The organism is Mesorhizobium sp. CA4, from assembly GCF_020165075.1.
Taxonomy (GTDB): Bacteria; Pseudomonadota; Alphaproteobacteria; order Rhizobiales; family Rhizobiaceae; genus Mesorhizobium.
The window spans coordinates 191,125-209,176 of record NZ_JAIUHK010000001.1 but is presented as its reverse complement, the minus strand read 5'-3'; the positions used below and the strand labels follow the sequence as shown (position 1 = coordinate 209,176).

Below are 18,052 nucleotides of genomic sequence, written 5' to 3'. Positions count from 1 at the left end.
TCGTTCGAGCCCTTCCACTGCCACCCTCCCCGCCTTTGACAGCAAAACGGCGCCACGCGGGCGCCGTTCCATGAAAATTGACGGGTCCAATGCCATTTCAGGCGCTGACATTGCCCTTCTTTTCCTTCTGCTCGGAGTAGATGTAGAGCGGCCGGGCGTTGCCGGACACCACTTCTTCCGAAATCACCACCTCGCGCACGCCTTCCAGCGCCGGCAGCTCGAACATGGTGTCGAGCAGGATCGCTTCCATGATGGAACGCAGGCCGCGCGCGCCGGTCTTGCGCTCGATGGCGCGCTTGGCGATCGCCGACAGCGCGTTTTCGTGGAACGTCAGGTCGACATTCTCCATCTCGAACAGCCGCTGATACTGCTTGACCAGCGCGTTCTTCGGCTCGGTCAGGATCTGGATCAGCGCCGGCTCGTCGAGATCTTCCAGCGTCGCCAGAACCGGCAGACGGCCGACGAATTCAGGGATCAGGCCGAATTTCAACAGATCCTCGGGCTCGACCTGGCGGAAGATGTCGCCGGTGCGCCGATCCTCGGGCGAGGCAACCGTCGCGCCGAAGCCGATCGAGGTTTTGCGGCCACGGTCCGAAATGATCTTGTCGAGACCCGCAAAGGCGCCACCGCAGATGAACAGGATGTTGGCGGTATCGACCTGCAGGAATTCCTGCTGCGGATGCTTGCGGCCACCCTGTGGCGGCACCGAAGCGACCGTGCCTTCCATGATCTTGAGCAGCGCCTGCTGCACGCCTTCGCCCGACACGTCGCGGGTGATCGAGGGATTGTCCGACTTGCGCGAGATCTTGTCGATCTCGTCGATATAGACGATGCCGCGCTGGGCGCGCTCGACATTGTAGTCGGCCGACTGCAACAGCTTCAGGATGATGTTCTCGACGTCCTCGCCGACGTAGCCGGCCTCGGTCAGCGTCGTGGCGTCGGCCATGGTGAACGGCACGTCGATGATGCGGGCGAGCGTCTGGGCGAGCAGCGTCTTGCCGCAGCCGGTCGGGCCTATCAGCAGGATGTTCGACTTCGCCAGTTCGACGTCGTTATTCTTGCCGGCATGCGCCAGGCGCTTGTAGTGGTTATGGACCGCCACCGACAGCACGCGCTTGGCGTAAGGCTGGCCGATAACGTAGTCGTCGAGGACCTTGAGGATCTCCTGCGGGGTCGGCACGCCTTCGCGCGACTTCACCATCGAGGTCTTGTTCTCCTCGCGGATGATGTCCATGCACAATTCGACGCATTCGTCGCAGATGAAGACCGTCGGTCCGGCGATCAGCTTGCGGACTTCGTGCTGGCTCTTGCCGCAAAACGAGCAGTAAAGCGTGTTCTTTGAATCGCCGCCGCCGTTGCTGACCTTGCTCATTTTTCTGTCCTTTCACCGTCGCCCGCCGATCGCCTGGCTTTGAGTGACGTCTCACCAATCTATCGCGGGAATCCGCCACCGCCAGTGCCCCGGCTCACACAGCGCATTCCGTACGAAACACAATTCAGAAAACGCGGCAACGATTCGCAGCAACCCCATGCAAAGCTAAGCCGTCGAAAATCAACATAGCCTTAACGTAGGCAATCCCAACGCCTGAGGGAACAGCCAATTGTGGCCGAAATGCCGCAAGACGCGCCAAAACCGCGTTATGCTGTCATTTGCTGTGGATGTCAGGCCGAGACTGCGACTGTCTCGACGGCCTCGCGGCTCGATATGACCTTGTCGATCAGACCAAAGTCCCTGGCCTCCTCCGCGGTCATGAAATGGTCGCGGTCGAGCGTCCTCTCGATCTCGTCATAGCTCTTGCCGGTGTGCTTGACATAGACCTCGTTCAGGCGGCGCTTCAGCTTGATGATGTCCTGCGCATGACGTTCGATGTCCGAAGCCTGACCCTGGAAGCCGCCGGACGGCTGGTGAACCATGATCCGGGCGTTCGGCGTGGCAAAACGCATGTCCTTGTGGCCGGCGGTCAGAAGCAGCGAACCCATCGAGGCGGCCTGGCCGATGCAGAGCGTCGACACCGCCGGCTTGATGAACTGCATGGTGTCATAGATCGCCATGCCCGAGGTGACGACGCCGCCCGGCGAATTGATATAGAGGTTGATTTCCTTCTTGGGGTTTTCCGCCTCGAGGAACAAAAGCTGTGCACAAACCAGTGTCGCCATCCCGTCCTCGACCGGGCCGGTGATGAAGATGATGCGTTCCTTCAGGAGGCGCGAGAAAATGTCATAGGCACGCTCGCCGCGATTGGTCTGCTCGACGACCATCGGAACGAGGTTCATGTAGGTTTCAACGGGGTTCTTCATGGACTACCCTTGTGGAGATGGATTCCGGCACCTTGGTATTATCAGCAATCGCGCGGAATCGTTCTGGATCGGTTACGCCCTAAATAGGATGCCGGCTCACCCTAGCGCAAGGCCGCCTCTCCTAGCCATCTGGTTAAGCCGAATCAAGCGTCGCGGCGCCGGCAAAAACCCAGGCAAATAGGCCGACGAGGCTCGCTCGGTCCGGCTGGCCGAACCGAAGACATGGTAAGGTAGCAATTCCTTAACCGCTCCGCTTAACGAAAAGCCCTGAAATCGCTGCCGGCCCCCGGACCTTCCGCTACAGTCCTGCGTTGTGAAGGCGTCCTTTTTCAACGGGGGAATGTCATGATCCGGAAAAGCTCCGCATCGCTGGCGGCCGTCGCTATGCTTGCCAGCGTCTGTGAAACCGCCGCCGGCGGCCGCGCGCTCGAATGCTATGAGCCGATCCACAGGCCGGCACTTTACGACACCGTCTACGAGGATGTGATGGTGAGCCCCGGCGGACAGGTCGTCGATTACGACGCGCCGATCTACGGCACCTATCAAAGCGTGGACCGGATCGCTCCAGCGCGCGTCGCCTACGAGACAGTGCCGGCGGTCACACGCACGGTCTACCACACGGTCAAGGTCGACGATGCCGGCTATGCCTGGGAGTGGCGCATCATTCATGGCCGCAAGGTGCTGTGCAAGGTGTGGCGCAAGGCCCGCTATGCGCGTGTCGCCGAGACGGTCGTGGTCCAGCCGGAGCGCGTCCGGCGCGTCGTTCAGCCGGCGGAATTTCAAGCGGTTGCCCACGAAGTGCTGGTGCGTCCGCAGCAGGTACGCATCCGGCAAATCCCGCCCTCATACGGGACAGTGGCGCGCCGGGTAGTGGTGCGGGAAGGTTCGACCAGCTGGCGGCGAGTGCATATCCCGCAGCACTGTCAGGATTAGGCGGCATCTCGCCTGTAGGTTGCACCGGCCGGACGGCGATGTTCCGCGCCCCGGCCAGAGCTGTTGCCGGCTTAGCCCAGATCGATGTCGAGAATGGCCATCGAGAAATTATAGTCGCCGTCGTCCTCGTCCTTGAAGACGATGCCGAGGAATTCGTCGCCGACATAAACCTCGGCCGAGTCTTCCTTGCGCGGGCGCGCCTTCACCTGCAGCTTGGGATTTTGGAAGACGCTTTTGAAGTAAGCGTCGAGCTTTCTGATTTCGTCAGGCTTCAAAAGTCTTCTCCGAAATGTCGGCCTTGTTCGTGGGAACGCGCTTCTGACACGCCAACAATGGCCATGTAAAGGCAAGCTGGCAGGATAACATGGGAGAACGGCCAAGCGAAACGGCGGCTCGTTGGGCGGCCGCCGGCAAAGGGTCGGTCAGATATCGAAGCTCACGACGTGGTCCATGCTTTGCGACGGCAGGAGCTGGTCCATCTGCCGCGAAGGCTGGTCGCAGCCGGTCTCCCCCACGACCCGAGCGGGCACGCCGGCGACCGTCTTGTTGTGCGGCACTGGCGACAGCACGACCGAGCCGGCCGCGATCTTGGAGCAATGGCCGATCTCGATATTGCCGAGGATCTTGGCGCCGGCGCCGATCAGCACGCCGCGGCGGATCTTCGGGTGGCGGTCGCCACTGGCCTTGCCGGTGCCGCCCAGCGTCACCCCGTGCAGGATCGAGACATCATCCTCGATGACGGCGGTCTGGCCGACGACCAGACCCGTGGCATGGTCGAGGAAGATGCCCTTGCCGATGCGGGCGGCTGGATTGATATCGGTCTGGAACACAGAGGACGAGCGGCTCTGCAGATAGAGCGCGAAGTCCCTGCGGCCCTGGTTCCACAGCCAATGCGCCAGCCGGTGCGTCTGGATGGCGTGAAAACCCTTGAAGTAGAGAACCGGCATGATGAAGCGGTCGCAGGCCGGGTCGCGATCGTAATAGGCCTGGATGTCGACGCGAACCGTCGAGCTCCACTCCGGATCGTCGTTCAGCATTGCCTTGAAGGTCTGGCGGATGAGATCGGAACCGATATCCTGATGCGCCAGGCGCTCGGCCAGCCGGTGGATCACCGCTTCTTCGAGGCTCTCCTGGTTCAGGATAGTCGAGTAGAGAAAGGCCGCGAGCAGCGGATCGCGGTTCACTGCCTCCATCGCCTCGTCGCGGATCGACCGCCAGATCGGGTCGACCGGCTGCACCATGCTGGGGCGGGCAATCGTAACGCTGTTCATCGACGCTCTCCGGCCTTGCTCATTCTCCGGCGGCACATATAGGCCAGATCATAGCACGGTTGAACTCAATTTTCCTTAGTGCTTTGTCAAATGGACCTGGTTCATCCAAATTCAAGCGACGATGGAAAACGAACCCTTGATCGACGATGCGCTGAAAAGCGAGCTTGCGACGCTCTACAGGGCCGCGGATCGCCACTATCACGGCATGGCCCATATCGAAGCGATGCTGGCGCTGGCAAGCGAATACCGGCACCTTCTCGATGATCCTCAGGCCGTCGAGGCGGCGATCTGGTTCCACGACGCGATTTATGACAGCCGCGCCAAGGACAATGAGGCAAAAAGCGCAGACCTGGCCGAGAAAAGGCTCGCCGGGCGCGCCGATCCTCATCGCCTCGCCCGCATAGCGGCGATGATCAACGCCACCGCCACCCATCAATTGCCGCCTTTCCGCGACGAGGACGCGGTCAACGATGCGGCCCTTTTGCTCGACATGGATCTGGCGATCCTCGGCGCCGAACCGGCGGTGTTCGATGCTTATGAGAAGGCGGTCCGGCTGGAATATGGCTGGGTGGAGGAGCCGATGTGGCGCGCGGGCCGGGCGGCCGTCCTGAAGAGTTTCCTCGCCCGTCCGCACATTTTCTGTACGACCGAGTTCCGGGATCGGTTCGAGGCGCAGGCCAGGGAAAATCTCGGCCGTTCACTGCAAGCGCTGCAAGACCAGCCCTGATAGGCCCATACTCCCGCAGGGCTTTGCCCCTATGCCCAAATCCAGGGCCCTGCGATCACCATCGAACGTGAACCGCTCTGGGATGGCCGCCACCATGGAAAACAGCTTCCACCAACCCGTCGACGCAGCGCAGGTGCCGCGCTTTGCCGGGCTTTCCACCTTCATGCGGCTGCCGGCCGTGCCGAGCGCGAAGGGGCTCGACATCGCCCTTGTCGGGATTCCCTGGGATGGCGGCACGACCAACCGGGCCGGCGCCCGCCACGGTCCGCGCGAAATCAGGAACCAGTCGAGCCTGATGCGCCGCGTCCACCATGTCTCGGGAACCGAACCGTTCAGCATCGCCAATGTTGCCGATGTCGGCGACGTCTCGGTCAATCCGATCAACCTGCTCGACGGGTTGAAGCGCATCGAGGACGGCATTGCCGCGATCGTAGCGGATGGTGCCCTGCCGCTCGCCGCGGGCGGCGACCACCTGACGACGCTGCCGGTGCTGCGCGCGGTGGCCCGCAAGGCGCCTGTCGGCATGGTTCACTTCGATGCGCATTCCGACACCAACGACCGCTATTTCGGCGACAATCCCTACACCCACGGAACGCCTTTCCGCCGCGCGATCGAGGAAGGGCTGCTCGACCCGAAACGGGTTGTCCAGATCGGGATCAGAGGCTCGATCTATGAACCGGGCGAACACGATTGGGCGACCGCTCAGGGCGTGCGCATCATCTATATGGAAGAATTCGTCCGGCGCGGCGTCGTTTCCGTCATGCAGGAAGCGCGCGATCTTGTGGGCGACAGCCCTACCTATGTGACGTTCGACATCGATTGCATTGATCCGTCCATGGCGCCCGGCACCGGAACGCCGGAGCTCGGCGGCTTCACCACACGCGAGGTGCAGGAGATGGTTCGATTGCTGGGCGGATTGAATTTCGCAGGCGCCGATGTCGTCGAGGTCGCGCCTCCCTTTGACATTGGCGGCATGACGGCGCTGGCCGGCGCGACGATCATGTTCGAGCTGCTGTGCGTCATGGCGGGATCCCTCGCCGACAGGAGGGAGCGCGGCTAGCGCGATTACAGGAAAAGCGCACAGCGCCTGTCCGGCTAATCCTGACGCTCTCGATCCTCCGGGGTAGATCCCGAACGCCGCGACGCAAGCGGTGCGCCCTGCGGCGGCGCCAGCATCTCCATATAGGTGACGAGAAGATCGACCATTGCGAGCCGAGGAGCGCCGCGCGCTCAGAGCGGGTTTTCGGCGTAGAACTCGAGTACGCGCTGCTTGAAGCTTTTGTCGCCGACGGCGAGCATGTGGTCGCGTCCCTCAATGTGAAAGGCCCTGGCGTTGGGCATGAGGGCGGCAAGCTCGTCCGGCGAGCCGCCGATATCGTCCTTGGTGCCGACGGCGATCAGCGTCGGCTGGGCGATGCGGGCCATGTCATCCTCGCTGAGCAACTCGCGCGACTTTGCGATGCAAGCCGCAAGCGCGCGACGGTCGCTGCGCGTCTGATCCGCGAAAGCGCGAAAGGAGCGCCCGCGCGGATGTGTGGTCTGGGAAGGGTCTTCCGCCAGCAGGGCAGCCGCGATCGGATCCCAGTCGCCGACGCCGTCGACCATGCCGATGCCGAGACCGCCGAACACCAGCGTCGCGACCTTCTCCGGATCGGAGAGCGCCAGGAAAGCCGAGACGCGCGCGCCCATCGAATAACCCATGACATGCGCGCGCTCGATGCCGAGATGATCGAGCAGCGCGGCCGCGTCGGACGCCATTTTTTCAGGGGTGTAATCGGCCTCCTCATAGCTCTTCGACGACGAGCCGTGGCCGCGATGGTCGAAGGCGATCGCCCGGTAGCCGGCGTCGTTCAGCGTCTTGAACCAGCCCGGCGAGACCCAGTTGACATAGTGGCTGGAGGCAAAGCCATGGATCATCAGCACCGGGTCGCCCTGTCCCGAGGCCGGCTGGCGATCGAGATAGGCGAGTTCGAAACCGTCATGCGAAAGGAAATCCATCGGCGGAACTGCTTCTCAGTTGGAACTGGAGCCGATAGCCGGATGGCGCAAAAGATCGCCTTCCCTGATGCCGTCCTTGGCGGCCGTACCCGCCTTCAGCTCAAGCACGAAGCGCACCGGCTGTCCGGGCGAGATGATCGCTTCGGATTCGGGCTCGCCGCGCTTGATGGCTTTGATCCTGCCGTCCTGGCCGATGAAGATGAGGTCAAGCGCCATCGGCGTGTTCTTCATCCAGAAATCCACCTCATCGGTTCTTTCGAAGACGAACAACATGCCGTGATCGTCGGCCATGGTCTGGCGAAACATCAGTCCCGCCTCTCGTTCGGCAGAGGTATCGGCGATCTCGATGGAGAAGGAACGATCACCGGAGCCGGTCGACACCACCAGCGGCGTCCGGTCGGTGGGCAGCAGCATCGCATCCGCCGAACTCGGCTTCGCGGCGATGAAACAGGCGGCGAAAACGATCGCGGCGCAGAGCGCGCCCGCAGTCAGCCAATTGCGATGAGCCATGGGGTACCTCGTCCAGACCCTCGTCCTAGACCATGATCCGGAGAAGTGGAACCGGTTTTTGGACAATATGGTCGGCCCGCGGCAAAGGAACTTCTCGACTGCGTCGAGAGACCTTAGTGCGAGACCGACAAGGTGCCCATATCGGGGTGGATTTCGGCGGCCATAAGGCCTTTGTCGCCGCGTCCGAAGCGGACGAGCACGACCTGGCCGGGGCGGAGCTCGGTTATGCCGTAGCGCCGCAAGGTCTCCATGTGGACGAAGATGTCTTCCGTCCCCTCGCCCCGCGTCAGGAAGCCGAAACCCTTGGTGCGGTTGAACCACTTCACCAAGGCCCGCTCGAGGCCGCTCTCAGGGCTCACGGTAACGTGGGTGCGCTGTTCCTGCTCTGCCGGGTGCACCGCCGTCGAGGCATCCATGGACAGGACACGGAAAGCCTGCAAGCCGCGCTCGCCCTGTTTCACCAGGCAGACGACCCGCGCGCCTTCGAGCGCCGTCTGGAAACCGTCCCTTCGAAGACAAGTCACATGGAGGAGAATATCACCCGAGACGCCGTCGTCCGGAAGGATGAAGCCGTAGCCCTTGGCCACGTCGAACCATTTGATCGCGCCGGCGATTTCGACAAGCTCGGCGGCATCGCCGCCATTGTCCCGCTGCAAGGCGTCGTCAAGGCTTCCGTCCCGCCTCGTAAAAGAGGCTTTTTCCCCCATAAGAATGCCCCCTTTTTTCCAACTGAACTGCAACTGATTCTTGCCAAGAGATTAACACTGCGGCTTCCAGGGTGTGCAAGGGCTGACGTGCCTTTTTTCACCGTTCAGTTGCGGAAAGGCTGAAATGTTGTTTGCCGGCGCTTCCTAAGGACGAACGGCGGGGGTCCGAAATCAGCCGCAGCGCCGCAATTGTCGGACGATTGCCCTTTCGCCGGGTGGCCCCTATGTTGCCTGGCAACCCCAACAGCCCGAGGAAGCCGCCATGCGCTATCTGCACACAATGGTCCGCGTCGCCGATATCGACCAGTCGCTCGATTTCTACTGCAACAAGCTCGGCCTGAAGGAGGTGCGCCGTTACGAAAACGAGCAGGGACGCTACACGCTGATCTTTCTCGCCGCGCCGGAAGACGAGCAAAGCGGCATCCATGAGAAGGCGCCGCTGATCGAATTGACCTACAATTGGGACCCGGAGGACTACAAGGGCGGCCGCAATTTCGGCCACCTCGCCTACGAGGTCGACGACATCTACGCCACCTGTCAGAAGCTGATGGACAATGGCGTGACCATCAATCGCCCGCCGCGCGACGGCAACATGGCCTTCGTACGTTCGCCGGACGGCATCTCGATCGAGCTGCTGCAGAAGGGCCCCGCCAAGGCGAAGGCCGAACCGTGGGCCTCGATGCCGAACACGGGCGTCTGGTAAAGCCGGCGATCCACGTCGATTTGACCGGTGGCCGCTGGCGTTTCGCCGGGCGTTGCCTATCTTTCGGGAATTGGCGCCAGCCTGTCCAGGCTGGCGTTTCTTCATCCGCCAGGAGAATTTCATGCCGACCAGCCGCGCCGATGTCGCCACCGAACATGCAAGCCGCTATCTGCAGCAGCTCTGCAAGCACTGGTCGCACAAATTCCCGGTCGAGTTCGACCCGCAGCACGGCCCCATCCAGCTCTCGATCGGACGCACCGTGATAGATGCCGACGACCAGGCGCTGCACATCGCTTTGGCCGCCGACGATGAAGCTTCGCTGGAAAGGCTGGAGAGCGTGGTCGCCGACCATATCAAGCGCTTCGCCTTCCGCGAGGAATTGAGCTTCGACTGGCAAAAGGCCGCCTGAGCCAGAGCAATTCCGGGAAAAGTGCCTCGAACAGTCAGCCGCCGGCCTTGCCGGCTATGTCCAGCAGCGCAAGCACGCTGCGCCAGTTGCGCGCCGTGCCCGGCACCTTCAAGGTACGCGGGATGAGGTTGGCGAACACCGATTTGCCGAGCCCGTCCGGGGCATGAAGATAAAGCACGTCGCCCTTGATCTCGAAGCGCTCGGGGCCGGTGCATTTGTCGGCGAGCCGCTTCGTCTCCTCGGCGGTCGGCTCCCGTTCCAGCGCATAGGCATGCAGCTTGGTCGGCTCGCCGGCGACCTCGGGATAGGGATTGTCCTTCACCAGCCGCTCGAACCAGCCAGCATCGCGCACCATGATGCGCGAGTTGAAGCCCCATTTCTTCTCGAAGGCTGCCTCGAGTTCTTTGGTTAGCGCCGCCGTATCCCCCTTCTTCGCCCGGAACACGACATTGCCGCTCTGCACATAAGTCGTGACATCGCTGAAGCCGAGACTTTCGAAGAACGCTTTGAGCTCCGCCATTTTGACGATGCGGTTGCTGCCGACATTGATGCCGGAAAACAGCGCGACGAAAACCGTACTTTGTTTTGCGCTCATATGATGAACCCAGCCAGCGTCTCGTTGTCGGTGATATCCTGATATTGCACGCCCTCGGCGTCGAAATTGGCCTTCAGCAGGTCGAAATTGCGCCGGTCCTTGGTCTCGATACCGATCAGCACCGAACCGAAATTGCGCGCCGACTTTTTCAGATACTCGAAGCGGGCTATGTCATCGTCGGGACCAAGCATTTCGAGGAAATCGCGCAGCGCGCCCGGCCGCTGCGGGAAGCGGATGATGAAATACTTCTTCAGCCCCTCGAAGCGCAGCGCCCGCTCCTTCACGTCCGGCAGCCGCTCGAAGTCGAAATTGCCGCCGGAGACGACGGCGACGATGGTCTTGCCCCTGATCTCCTTGCGCGAAAAATCCTTGAGCGCGTCGATCGCCAGCGCGCCGGCCGGCTCCAGCACGACGCCCTCGACATTGAGCATCTCGATCATGGTGGCGCAGAGCCGGTTCTCCGGAACCAGCCGCACGGCATCGGCTGTGAAGTCCTTGAGATGGCGCAGCGGCTCGCGGCCGATCTCGGCCACCGCAGCGCCGTCGACGAAATTGTCGACCTTGGCGAGCTTGACCCACTTGCCGCCGGCAAGGCTCTCACGCAGGCTCGGCGCGCCCGCCGGCTCGCAGAACACGAAACGCGGGTCGCGATGCTGGTCGGCGAAATAGTGGGTCACACCGGCGGCAAGGCCGCCGCCCACCGGCAGAATGACAATGTCGGGCACGCGCCCGCCCGGCATCTGGGCCGCGATTTCGTAGGCGACAGTCGCCTGGCCCTCGATGATGTCCTTGTGGTCGAAGGGCGGCACCATGTGCGCGCCGGCGTTTTCGGTGAATTCGAAGGCGGCGCGGTAGCAATCGTCGAAGAAGTCGCCGACCAGCCTGATCTCGACGAAATCACCGCCGAACAGCCGCGTCTTGTCGATCTTCTGCTGGGGCGTTGTCACCGGCATGAACACGACGCCCTTTTTGCCGAAATGCCGGCAGACGAAGGCGAAGCCCTGCGCGTGATTGCCGGCAGAGGCGCAGACGAACAGCTCGGCATTGTTGCCGGCGGCGAGCGCCTTGCGGAAGAAGTTGAAGGCGCCCCTGATCTTGTAGGAGCGCACCGGCGTCAGGTCCTCGCGCTTCAAAAGAATGCGGGCGCCGGTCTTCTTCGACAGGTAGTCGTTCTCCTGCAGCGGCGTTTCCGGAAAGATTTCGCGGATCGCCTCGGCGGCTGCAGCGACGCGAGAAGAGAAGCTGTTCAACAGAAGTCCCTCATTTGGTCTCGGCGGTACGCCATGACAGCCATGTCCCGCGCCGGCAGACCTTCCTGCCGCCCTTTTGGCTTTCGCGCAACACTGCGATGACGGTCGTGCGGCACGGAGCGGATTTCCGCTGGACACGACTTACTTTGGCCGCACTTCGCCTGTCCGGGAGATTTCCGCGGAGGTGGACGGCCAATTGTGGTCGCGGTGGAATTGCAGTGAAAGTGTCGACGTGCGGTTGAAGACAATTCTGATCATTGCCCTTGCCCTGCTGATGGCGGGTTGCGCGGGCCACCAGACGCAGGAAATCCTGGGCAGCGTCGTCGTGCCGACGACGGCGACCGAGATCGCCGGCAACCACTCGATCTTCATCGCCACCACGCGCAAGCGCTCCGACGACCCGAACAAGGTCTTCGATGGCGAACGCTCCGCGACGCTCAATTACGCACGCGTCAACGTCACCGTTCCCCCTATTCATCAGACCGGCCAGATCGAACGCCGTTCGCGCGGCAAGTCGAACGATCCCACGAAATATTTCATGGCCTCGGAAGTCGTCGGCTACGACACGCAGCCGAAATTCGCGAGCGCCCTCAACGCCGACATCGACGCCCGCGGCGGACGTGTGATGGTCTTCGTCCATGGCTACAACACCGGCTTCGACGACGCCGTCTACCGGCTCACCCAGATCGTCCATGATTCCGGCTATCCGGGCACGCCGGTGCTGTTCTCCTGGGCTTCCGGCGCCAAGACCACCGACTATGTCTACGACAAGGAAAGCGCCGCAGCGGCTCGCGACCAGCTGGAGGTGACGCTGCGGATGTTGGCGCAGACCGGCGCCCGGCGCATCGACATCGTCGCCCATTCGATGGGAACCTGGGTGACGATGGAAACGCTGCGTCAGCTCGCCATCACCGGCGACCGCGATCTCGGCGGCAAGCTCGGCGACGTGGTGCTCGCCTCGCCCGACATCGATGTCGACGTCTTCAAGAGCCAGATGCGCCGCTACGGCAAGCCGGACAAGCCCTTCATCCTGCTCCTGTCGGATGACGACCGGGCGCTGCGGCTCTCGGGCCTGATCGCCGGCGCTCGGCCGCGCGTCGGCGACTACAGGGATGCCGCCGACCTTGCTTCCTATGGCGTCACGGTGGTCGACCTCTCGAAGGTCAAGGGCGCCGACAGCTTCAACCACACCAAATTCGCCGACAACCCGATGATGGTGCAGATGATTGGACAGCGGCTCCGCGAGGACGACGGCTTCGCCAGCGATCGCGACGTGACGGACCGCATCCGCCAGCTCGCTGCGCAGTGACCGTATCGGTGCGGGTTCCGCGCCACAGGGACTTTGAACTGGACCCGGCCGCTCTCTGGCTTTATCGGAGTAGCAAGAGAGGTTTGCCGCCCTTGGGGGATCCCGGGTGACTGTGCATGTGAAGATCGTTGTCGGCCTGGCCTTCACGCTCGCCCTCGCCGGCTGCGCCGGTCCCACGCATGACCTTCTCAACCGCAAAACAGTTACAGCGCCTGCCTCCGATATCGCCGCCAAGCACGAAATCTTCGTCGCCACCACCCGCCAGCAGGCGACCAAGGATCCGCGCCAGGTGTTCGACGGGGACCGTTCGCTGACCACCAGCTACGCTCGCGTCGACGTCACCGTGCCGAAGATCCATCAGGTCGGCGCGATCGAACGCGCCAAGGGCTCGGCAGACGCCAATCCGGCCAAGCAGTTCACCGCCAGCGATGTCGTCCACTATGGCGACGCGCGGCAATTCGCCAAGGCGGTCGGCGCCGACATTTCCATGCGCGGCGACCGCGCCCTGGTGTTCGTGCACGGCTTCAACAACGGTTTTGACGACGGCATCTACCGCATCACGCAGATAGCGCATGACACCAAATATCCCGGAACGCCGGTGCTGTTCTCATGGGCATCGAGCGCCAAGGCGACCGGCTATATCTACGACAAGGACAGCTCGACCGCCGCGCGCGATGACCTCGAGGCGACGCTCCGGATGCTCGCCAAGACGCGCGTCAAGAGCATCGACATCATCGCCCATTCAATGGGCACCTGGCTGACGATGGAGGCGCTGCGCCAGCTCGCCATCACCGGCGACCGCGATCTCGGCGGCAAGCTCGGCTATGTCATCCTCGCCTCGCCCGACATCGACGTCGATGTCTTCAAGAAGCAGATGATCCGCTACGGCAAGCCCGACAAGCCCTTCGCCATCCTGCTTTCGGGCGACGATCGTGCGCTGAAGCTGTCGAGCTTCATTTCCGGCGACAAGCCGCGCGTCGGCGACTACGGCAACGCCGCCGATCTTGCCGATTACGGCGTGACGGTCGTCGACCTGACCCGCGCCAAAGGCGGCGACGGCCTGAACCACGCCAAATTCGCCGATAACCCGATCCTGGTGCAATTGCTGGGCAACCGGCTGCGCACACCGGCCGGGCTTGCGTCGGACGAGCCGGACCCCACGCAGCTCAACGATATCGGCCAAGGCCTCGGCAAAGCGGTCGGTTCGGTCGCCGAGGTCGTCATCACCACGCCGTTCAAGGTGTTGACCATCGCGACCGGGGGTGACCTACCCTAAACAAACAGGTCGACCTTCCGGAACGTCGTCACGTCGACCAGGCCGACATCCGAAATCCTGAGCTCCGGAATTACCACCAGCGCCAGCAGCGAGTGCTGCATGTAGGCGTTGTTGAGCGAGCAGCCGACCTTGCGCATCGCCTCCGTCAGTTGCTCGGCCTTCGCCGCGACGATCTCGGCGCGCTCGTCCGACATCAGCCCAGCGATCGGCATCTCGACCAGCGCCAGCTCCTTGCCCCTGGAGTAAAGCACGACGCCGCCGCCCACCTCGCCCAGCCGGTTGACGGCCAAAGCCATGTCTTCCTTGTTCGTGCCGACGACGATGATGTGGTGCGCGTCATGCGCGACGCTGGACGCCATCGCGCAGTCCTCCACATAGCCGAAACCGGACACGAAAGCGTTGGTGACGCCCCCCGTGCCGCGATGGCGCTCGACCAGGGCGATCTGGCAGATGTCGTTGCGCCGGTCCATGGCGACCAGCCCGTCCTCGACCGCTAGATCGGCTTCCAGAGCCCGCGTCGGCGCCTGGTTCTCGATCACGCCGATCACCCGCGCCCGCACCTCGTTGGCGCCCTGCGGCGCAAAAATGTCGAAGTCTTTCGCCGCGAGTTTCTTGCCGAGCCTGACTGTATTCTTCGCCGATTGGGGATAGTCATAGGCCGCGATGTCGATCTCGAGCTTGCCGGCCTTGGCCAGCCTGACGCCGCGGCCATAGACTTCGTCTATGGTCATCTGGGCAAGGTCCGAAACGATCAGAAGATCGGCCAGGCGTCCCGGCGCGATCGAGCCGATCTCGCGCTCCAGCCTGAAATGCTGCGCGGTGTTAAGCGTCGCCATCTGGATCGCCGTCACCGGCTTCAGCCCCTGGCTGATGGCATGCCGCACCACGCGATCCATATGGCCTTCATGCACCAGCGTGCCGGAATGGCTGTCATCGGTGCACAAGATGAAGTTGCGCGGGTCGATGCCGCCTTCGGTCACCGCCTTTATCTGCGCCGCGACGTCGTACCAGGCCGACCCCAGCCTCAGCATTGCCTTGATGCCCTGGCGCACCCGCGCGATCGCGTCCTCCGCGCGCGTGCCTTCATGGTCGTCCTCCGCCCCGCCGGCGACATAGCCGTGGAAGGGCAGGCCGAGATCGGGCGACGCATAATGGCCGCCCACCGTCTTGCCGGCCCTGACCGTCTCGGCGATCTCGCCCGACATCACCGGATCGTTGGCGGCAACCCCTGGGAAATTCATCACCTCGCCAAGCCCGATGATATTTTCCCAGGTCATTGCCTCGGCCACGTCGGCGGCCGTCAGCTCGGCGCCGGCATGCTCCAGCCCCGGCGCCGAGGGCACGCAAGACGGCATCTGCACATGCACGTTGATCGGCATCGCGACCGCTTCGTCATGCATCAGGCGCACGCCCGGCAGTCCAAGCACATTGGCGATCTCGTGCGGATCGATGAACATCGAGGTGGTGCCGTGCGGGATCACCGCGCGGCAGAACTCCGTCACCGTCACCATGCCGCTCTCGACATGCATATGCGCGTCGCAAAGGCCGGGCACCAGATAGCGCCCGCCGGCGTCGACGACCTTGGTCCCCTCCCCGATGGCGTGGCCGGCATTCGGCCCGCAATAGGCGAAGCGGCCGGCGGCGATCGCGATATCGGTGCCGGGGATGATCTCGCCCGAATGGACGTTCACCCAGCAACCATTGCGGATGACCAGTTCCGCGGGCTTTCGGCCCATCGCGACATCGACCAGATATGTCGCCACTTCGGTCCACGGTTTCGGCTGTGTGGCGCTTGTCGGCTTGGCGTTCGTCATTGGCTGAGTCCTCTGCATGGGCCAGTTTGGCAAATGTCGGCGCCCGGAGCCAGAGCGTCAGGTCGCAAACCACTGTTGCAGAGATGCAATTCCGTTTCGCCGTGATTGGGGCTAGTCTGCCCTAAGGAGTCCTCGAAACCGCCATTTCGGAGCGCCCTATGCGTCGACTGACGCTCGCCAGTGCCGGCCTTCTTGCCCTGCTGTCCGGCTCTGCCTGGGCGGCGGATCTAGGCACTAATCTGCCGATGACCGCGCCCGGGTTCGACTGGACCGGCTATTATGCCGGCATGCAGGCCGGCTATGGCTGGGGTCGGTCCGACATCAGCGTCGAGGGCGGTTCGGTGAAGCCCGACATCGACGGCGGTTTCGTCGGCGGCCATGTCGCGGGGCTCTGGCAATTCGACCAGGCCGTGATCGGCGCCGAGGCCGATCTCAACTACGCCTCGATCGACGGCACCGCCGACGCCGGCCCGGCAAACACATTCGGTACCGACATCAAGTGGTTCGGATCGGTCAATGCCAAGGCGGGCTACGCCATGGATCGCTTATTGATCTATGGCATCGGCGGCGTGGCTTTCGCCGGCATCGAGACCTCGCAGGCGGCGGGCACCGGCTTTACCGAAACCCGCACCAGCACCGGCTGGACGATCGGCGCCGGCGTCGACTATGCCTTGACCAACAATGTCGTCGTCGGCGCGCAATATCGCTACTATGATTTCGGCAAGGAGCATTTCGACGCTTCGAACACCTTCACCGAGCGCGATCAGGACGTGAAGCTGCAGACGCTGGGCGTGAATTTCAGCTATAAATTCTGAGGCTTCGCCGCCGCGTCGATGCGAAAGACCTCTCCCGCATCAATCTGTCGAAATAGAGTGGCCGGCGCCCGCAGGGGGCGGGGGATTGGGTTGGGGGCCTGATAGACGCCGGCCTCGGCGGATCGATCCGCCGCGTCGCGAAACTAGCGTTCCCTCGGTAGACCGTAATTCCGTGGTCGCGCCACTTTCCAATCGCCCTGCCCCGCCGTGGCGGATGTGGCGGACATGCTTGGCTGAATGCTTGCGGCCGGCCTATCAGAATCGGTCCGAATCTCTTTTCCTTCAGGCATGGCGTCGAGACACTCCTGCAGCCGCCGCAGCCGGGCCTTTTGCCAGCGCAGCGTGTGCGCGACCTCATGCAGGTTCCATTTGGCCTTCGAGTTGGCGGCCTCGATCAGACCCCGCTCGAGCCGATCGATCTCGCTGCGCAGCTGCCGCGCCTCCGCCTCCCGCACTCCCCTGATCCAGCCTGGCCCACGCATGGTCCACCATCAAAGCCGGCCCCGATGCTCGCACACAAAGGCTAATGGGATCGGTTCGGAGAATTTGGCATTTTAAACATCACCAATGTTAAATCTGCGTGATGGCCGCCCGCGCAAACTGCGGACGATCGGAAACATCGCTTGACGGCTCATATCAGGCATTTGAAAAGGGGCACGCCTGCGGACGTGGCGGAATTGGTAGACGCAAGGGACTTAAAATCCCTCGATCTCTGATCGTACGGGTTCGATTCCCGTCGTCCGCACCACCCTTCGCTCTTCGAGCTTCGGTGGCAGGCCACCGAGACAGAGTCAAACCCTTATCGGATTGAGCTTCAGGTGCTGGATCAGGATGATCGTCTTGGCGTCGACGATGCGGCCGTCGGCGATACCGGCCAGCGCCTCGTCCAACGGCATCTCCAGAACCTCGATGTCCTCGCCTTCTTCCGGTGAGCCGCCGCCGTCGGAAATGCGGTCGGCCGGCGAATAGCGCGCGGTGAAGAACCAGAGCCGCTCCGTCACGCTGCCCGGGCTCATGAACGGCGAAAACAGCCGCTCGACATCCTTCAGGTGGTAACCCAGCTCCTCCTCCGCTTCCTTGCGGATGGCGGTTTCGGGATCGTTTTCGTCGAGCAAGCCGGCGCAGGCCTCGATCAGCGGCTCGCGATGGCCCACGGCGTAAGCCGGGAAACGGAACTGCCGCACCAGGAGCACGGTCGAGCGCTGCGGATCGAAGGGCAGGATCACCGCGCCGTCGCCGCGATCGTAGGTCTGGCGGGTCTGCGTCTCCCATCGCCCGTCGCGGCGGCGATAGTCGAGCACCGTCTTCTTCAGCACCGCCCAGTCGTCCGAAAGGACCTCCTCCGAACGGATGCGAACGCGATCTTCCATGACGACCTCCGTGTTGGCGGCAAAGGGATAGAGCAATTTCAGGAAAAGTGTGAAGCGGTTTTCCGTC

General features: G+C 62.9%; 20 protein-coding genes and 1 tRNA gene. 9 read left to right on the top strand and 12 right to left on the bottom strand.

All coding sequences use genetic code 11. From position 1 onward, the window contains the following. Positions 1–97 precede the first annotated feature (97 nt). Both clpX and clpP read right to left on the bottom strand, forming a co-directional pair. Positions 98–1,372 (bottom strand): ATP-dependent Clp protease ATP-binding subunit ClpX, encoded by a 1,275-nt coding sequence (gene clpX, locus LB528_RS01035; protein WP_224512195.1) that lies wholly within the window; start codon positions 1,370–1,372, stop codon positions 98–100. A 290-nt stretch (positions 1,373–1,662) separates the two neighbouring features. After that, on the bottom strand, positions 1,663–2,298 hold the full coding sequence (gene clpP / locus LB528_RS01030) for an ATP-dependent Clp endopeptidase proteolytic subunit ClpP (RefSeq protein ID WP_224512196.1): 636 nt from the start codon (positions 2,296–2,298) through the stop codon (positions 1,663–1,665). 345 nt (positions 2,299–2,643) lie between these two features. Here clpP and LB528_RS01025 point away from each other — a divergent pair, with 345 nt between their 5' ends. Further along, positions 2,644–3,231 carry a hypothetical protein gene (locus LB528_RS01025; RefSeq protein ID WP_224713526.1) on the top strand — a complete coding sequence of 196 codons (588 nt, stop codon included), beginning with the start codon at positions 2,644–2,646 and terminating at the stop codon, positions 3,229–3,231. A gap of 71 nt (positions 3,232–3,302) precedes the next feature. Here LB528_RS01025 and LB528_RS01020 read toward each other — a convergent pair whose 3' ends face one another. Together LB528_RS01020 and cysE are read right to left on the bottom strand one after the other, a co-directional pair. Continuing rightward, positions 3,303–3,506 carry a DUF3126 family protein gene (locus LB528_RS01020; protein WP_140750558.1) on the bottom strand — a complete coding sequence of 68 codons (204 nt, stop codon included), beginning with the start codon at positions 3,504–3,506 and terminating at the stop codon, positions 3,303–3,305. Positions 3,507–3,653: 147 nt separating this feature from the next. Further along, a complete protein-coding gene (gene cysE / locus LB528_RS01015; RefSeq protein WP_224512198.1) occupies positions 3,654–4,502 on the bottom strand; it encodes a serine O-acetyltransferase in 849 nt (282 codons plus the stop codon). Between the two features lie 121 nt (positions 4,503–4,623). On the opposite strand from cysE, the gene LB528_RS01010 reads away from it, so the two are divergent. Both LB528_RS01010 and speB read left to right on the top strand, forming a co-directional pair. Then, complete coding sequence (locus tag LB528_RS01010; RefSeq protein WP_224512199.1) at positions 4,624–5,229, top strand: hypothetical protein; 606 nt, start codon at positions 4,624–4,626, stop codon at positions 5,227–5,229. Between the two features lie 94 nt (positions 5,230–5,323). Then, positions 5,324–6,289, top strand: coding sequence for an agmatinase (speB, locus tag LB528_RS01005; protein WP_224512200.1), 966 nt, complete (start codon positions 5,324–5,326; stop codon positions 6,287–6,289). A gap of 170 nt (positions 6,290–6,459) precedes the next feature. Here speB and LB528_RS01000 read toward each other — a convergent pair whose 3' ends face one another. The 3 genes from LB528_RS01000 to LB528_RS00990 all read right to left on the bottom strand — a co-directional run bounded on the left by LB528_RS01000 (position 6,460) and on the right by LB528_RS00990 (position 8,444). Continuing rightward, complete coding sequence (locus tag LB528_RS01000; protein ID WP_224512201.1) at positions 6,460–7,227, bottom strand: alpha/beta fold hydrolase; 768 nt, start codon at positions 7,225–7,227, stop codon at positions 6,460–6,462. A gap of 15 nt (positions 7,228–7,242) precedes the next feature. Then, positions 7,243–7,737, bottom strand: coding sequence for a DUF192 domain-containing protein (locus tag LB528_RS00995; protein ID WP_224512204.1), 495 nt, complete (start codon positions 7,735–7,737; stop codon positions 7,243–7,245). A gap of 113 nt (positions 7,738–7,850) precedes the next feature. Next, positions 7,851–8,444 carry a cold-shock protein gene (locus LB528_RS00990; RefSeq protein WP_224512206.1) on the bottom strand — a complete coding sequence of 198 codons (594 nt, stop codon included), beginning with the start codon at positions 8,442–8,444 and terminating at the stop codon, positions 7,851–7,853. A 262-nt stretch (positions 8,445–8,706) separates the two neighbouring features. On the opposite strand from LB528_RS00990, the gene gloA reads away from it, so the two are divergent. Both gloA and LB528_RS00980 read left to right on the top strand, forming a co-directional pair. Continuing rightward, positions 8,707–9,147: a lactoylglutathione lyase gene (gene gloA / locus LB528_RS00985; RefSeq protein ID WP_095765146.1), complete on the top strand. Its 441-nt coding sequence runs from the start codon at positions 8,707–8,709 to the stop codon at positions 9,145–9,147. A 121-nt stretch (positions 9,148–9,268) separates the two neighbouring features. Then, complete coding sequence (locus LB528_RS00980; RefSeq protein ID WP_224713525.1) at positions 9,269–9,556, top strand: DUF2218 domain-containing protein; 288 nt, start codon at positions 9,269–9,271, stop codon at positions 9,554–9,556. A gap of 34 nt (positions 9,557–9,590) precedes the next feature. On the opposite strand, the gene LB528_RS00975 is transcribed toward LB528_RS00980, so the two are convergent. Both LB528_RS00975 and ilvA read right to left on the bottom strand, forming a co-directional pair. Then, positions 9,591–10,151, bottom strand: coding sequence for a DUF1697 domain-containing protein (locus tag LB528_RS00975; RefSeq protein WP_224512210.1), 561 nt, complete (start codon positions 10,149–10,151; stop codon positions 9,591–9,593). Continuing rightward, on the bottom strand, positions 10,148–11,401 hold the full coding sequence (gene ilvA / locus LB528_RS00970; RefSeq protein ID WP_224713524.1) for a threonine ammonia-lyase IlvA: 1,254 nt from the start codon (positions 11,399–11,401) through the stop codon (positions 10,148–10,150). Before ilvA ends, LB528_RS00975 begins: the two co-directional genes overlap by 4 nt. Before the next feature lie 274 nt (positions 11,402–11,675). On the opposite strand from ilvA, the gene LB528_RS00965 reads away from it, so the two are divergent. Both LB528_RS00965 and LB528_RS00960 read left to right on the top strand, forming a co-directional pair. Then, positions 11,676–12,710 (top strand): alpha/beta hydrolase, encoded by a 1,035-nt coding sequence (locus LB528_RS00965; protein WP_224713608.1) that lies wholly within the window; start codon positions 11,676–11,678, stop codon positions 12,708–12,710. A 106-nt stretch (positions 12,711–12,816) separates the two neighbouring features. Then, entirely contained in the window at positions 12,817–13,986 is a 1,170-nt protein-coding gene (locus LB528_RS00960; protein WP_224713523.1) for an alpha/beta hydrolase, read from the top strand. On the opposite strand, the gene ade is transcribed toward LB528_RS00960, so the two are convergent. Beyond that, entirely contained in the window at positions 13,983–15,800 is a 1,818-nt protein-coding gene (gene ade, locus LB528_RS00955; protein ID WP_224713522.1) for an adenine deaminase, read from the bottom strand. The two genes, LB528_RS00960 and ade, sit on opposite strands and share 4 nt — an antisense overlap. Positions 15,801–15,958: 158 nt before the next feature. Here ade and LB528_RS00950 point away from each other — a divergent pair, with 158 nt between their 5' ends. Continuing rightward, on the top strand, positions 15,959–16,615 hold the full coding sequence (locus LB528_RS00950) for an outer membrane protein (RefSeq protein WP_224713521.1): 657 nt from the start codon (positions 15,959–15,961) through the stop codon (positions 16,613–16,615). Between the two features lie 143 nt (positions 16,616–16,758). Here LB528_RS00950 and LB528_RS00945 read toward each other — a convergent pair whose 3' ends face one another. Next, on the bottom strand, positions 16,759–17,070 hold the full coding sequence (locus tag LB528_RS00945; protein ID WP_224512218.1) for a hypothetical protein: 312 nt from the start codon (positions 17,068–17,070) through the stop codon (positions 16,759–16,761). A gap of 207 nt (positions 17,071–17,277) precedes the next feature. Between LB528_RS00945 and LB528_RS00940 the strand changes: the two genes are divergently transcribed. Next, positions 17,278–17,363: transfer RNA gene (locus LB528_RS00940), tRNA-Leu, on the top strand. 43 nt (positions 17,364–17,406) lie between these two features. On the opposite strand, the gene LB528_RS00935 is transcribed toward LB528_RS00940, so the two are convergent. Then, the gene (locus tag LB528_RS00935; RefSeq protein WP_224713520.1) at positions 17,407–17,985 is read right to left on the bottom strand and encodes an NUDIX domain-containing protein; all 579 of its coding nucleotides are present in this window, start codon (positions 17,983–17,985) and stop codon (positions 17,407–17,409) included. Positions 17,986–18,052: the final 67 nt, after the last annotated feature.

Bases quoted from the DNA above. Each gene is read 5' to 3' on its own strand.
- LB528_RS00990 (WP_224512206.1), bottom strand. From the start codon at position 8,444: ATGGGGGAAAAAGCCTCTTTTACGAGGCGGGACGGAAGCCTTGACGAC.
- clpP (WP_224512196.1), bottom strand. From the start codon at position 2,298: ATGAAGAACCCCGTTGAAACCTACATGAACCTCGTTCCGATGGTCGTC.
- ade (WP_224713522.1), bottom strand. From the start codon at position 15,800: ATGACGAACGCCAAGCCGACAAGCGCCACACAGCCGAAACCGTGGACC.
- LB528_RS00980 (WP_224713525.1), top strand. From the start codon at position 9,269: ATGCCGACCAGCCGCGCCGATGTCGCCACCGAACATGCAAGCCGCTAT.
- speB (WP_224512200.1), top strand. From the start codon at position 5,324: ATGGAAAACAGCTTCCACCAACCCGTCGACGCAGCGCAGGTGCCGCGC.
- LB528_RS00965 (WP_224713608.1), top strand. From the start codon at position 11,676: ATGGCGGGTTGCGCGGGCCACCAGACGCAGGAAATCCTGGGCAGCGTC.
- gloA (WP_095765146.1), top strand. From the start codon at position 8,707: ATGCGCTATCTGCACACAATGGTCCGCGTCGCCGATATCGACCAGTCG.
- LB528_RS01010 (WP_224512199.1), top strand. From the start codon at position 4,624: ATGGAAAACGAACCCTTGATCGACGATGCGCTGAAAAGCGAGCTTGCG.
- cysE (WP_224512198.1), bottom strand. From the start codon at position 4,502: ATGAACAGCGTTACGATTGCCCGCCCCAGCATGGTGCAGCCGGTCGAC.
- LB528_RS01025 (WP_224713526.1), top strand. From the start codon at position 2,644: ATGATCCGGAAAAGCTCCGCATCGCTGGCGGCCGTCGCTATGCTTGCC.
- LB528_RS01000 (WP_224512201.1), bottom strand. From the start codon at position 7,227: ATGGATTTCCTTTCGCATGACGGTTTCGAACTCGCCTATCTCGATCGC.
- LB528_RS00950 (WP_224713521.1), top strand. From the start codon at position 15,959: ATGCGTCGACTGACGCTCGCCAGTGCCGGCCTTCTTGCCCTGCTGTCC.
- LB528_RS00975 (WP_224512210.1), bottom strand. From the start codon at position 10,151: ATGAGCGCAAAACAAAGTACGGTTTTCGTCGCGCTGTTTTCCGGCATC.
- LB528_RS00995 (WP_224512204.1), bottom strand. From the start codon at position 7,737: ATGGCTCATCGCAATTGGCTGACTGCGGGCGCGCTCTGCGCCGCGATC.
- clpX (WP_224512195.1), bottom strand. From the start codon at position 1,372: ATGAGCAAGGTCAGCAACGGCGGCGGCGATTCAAAGAACACGCTTTAC.
- LB528_RS00935 (WP_224713520.1), bottom strand. From the start codon at position 17,985: ATGGAAGATCGCGTTCGCATCCGTTCGGAGGAGGTCCTTTCGGACGAC.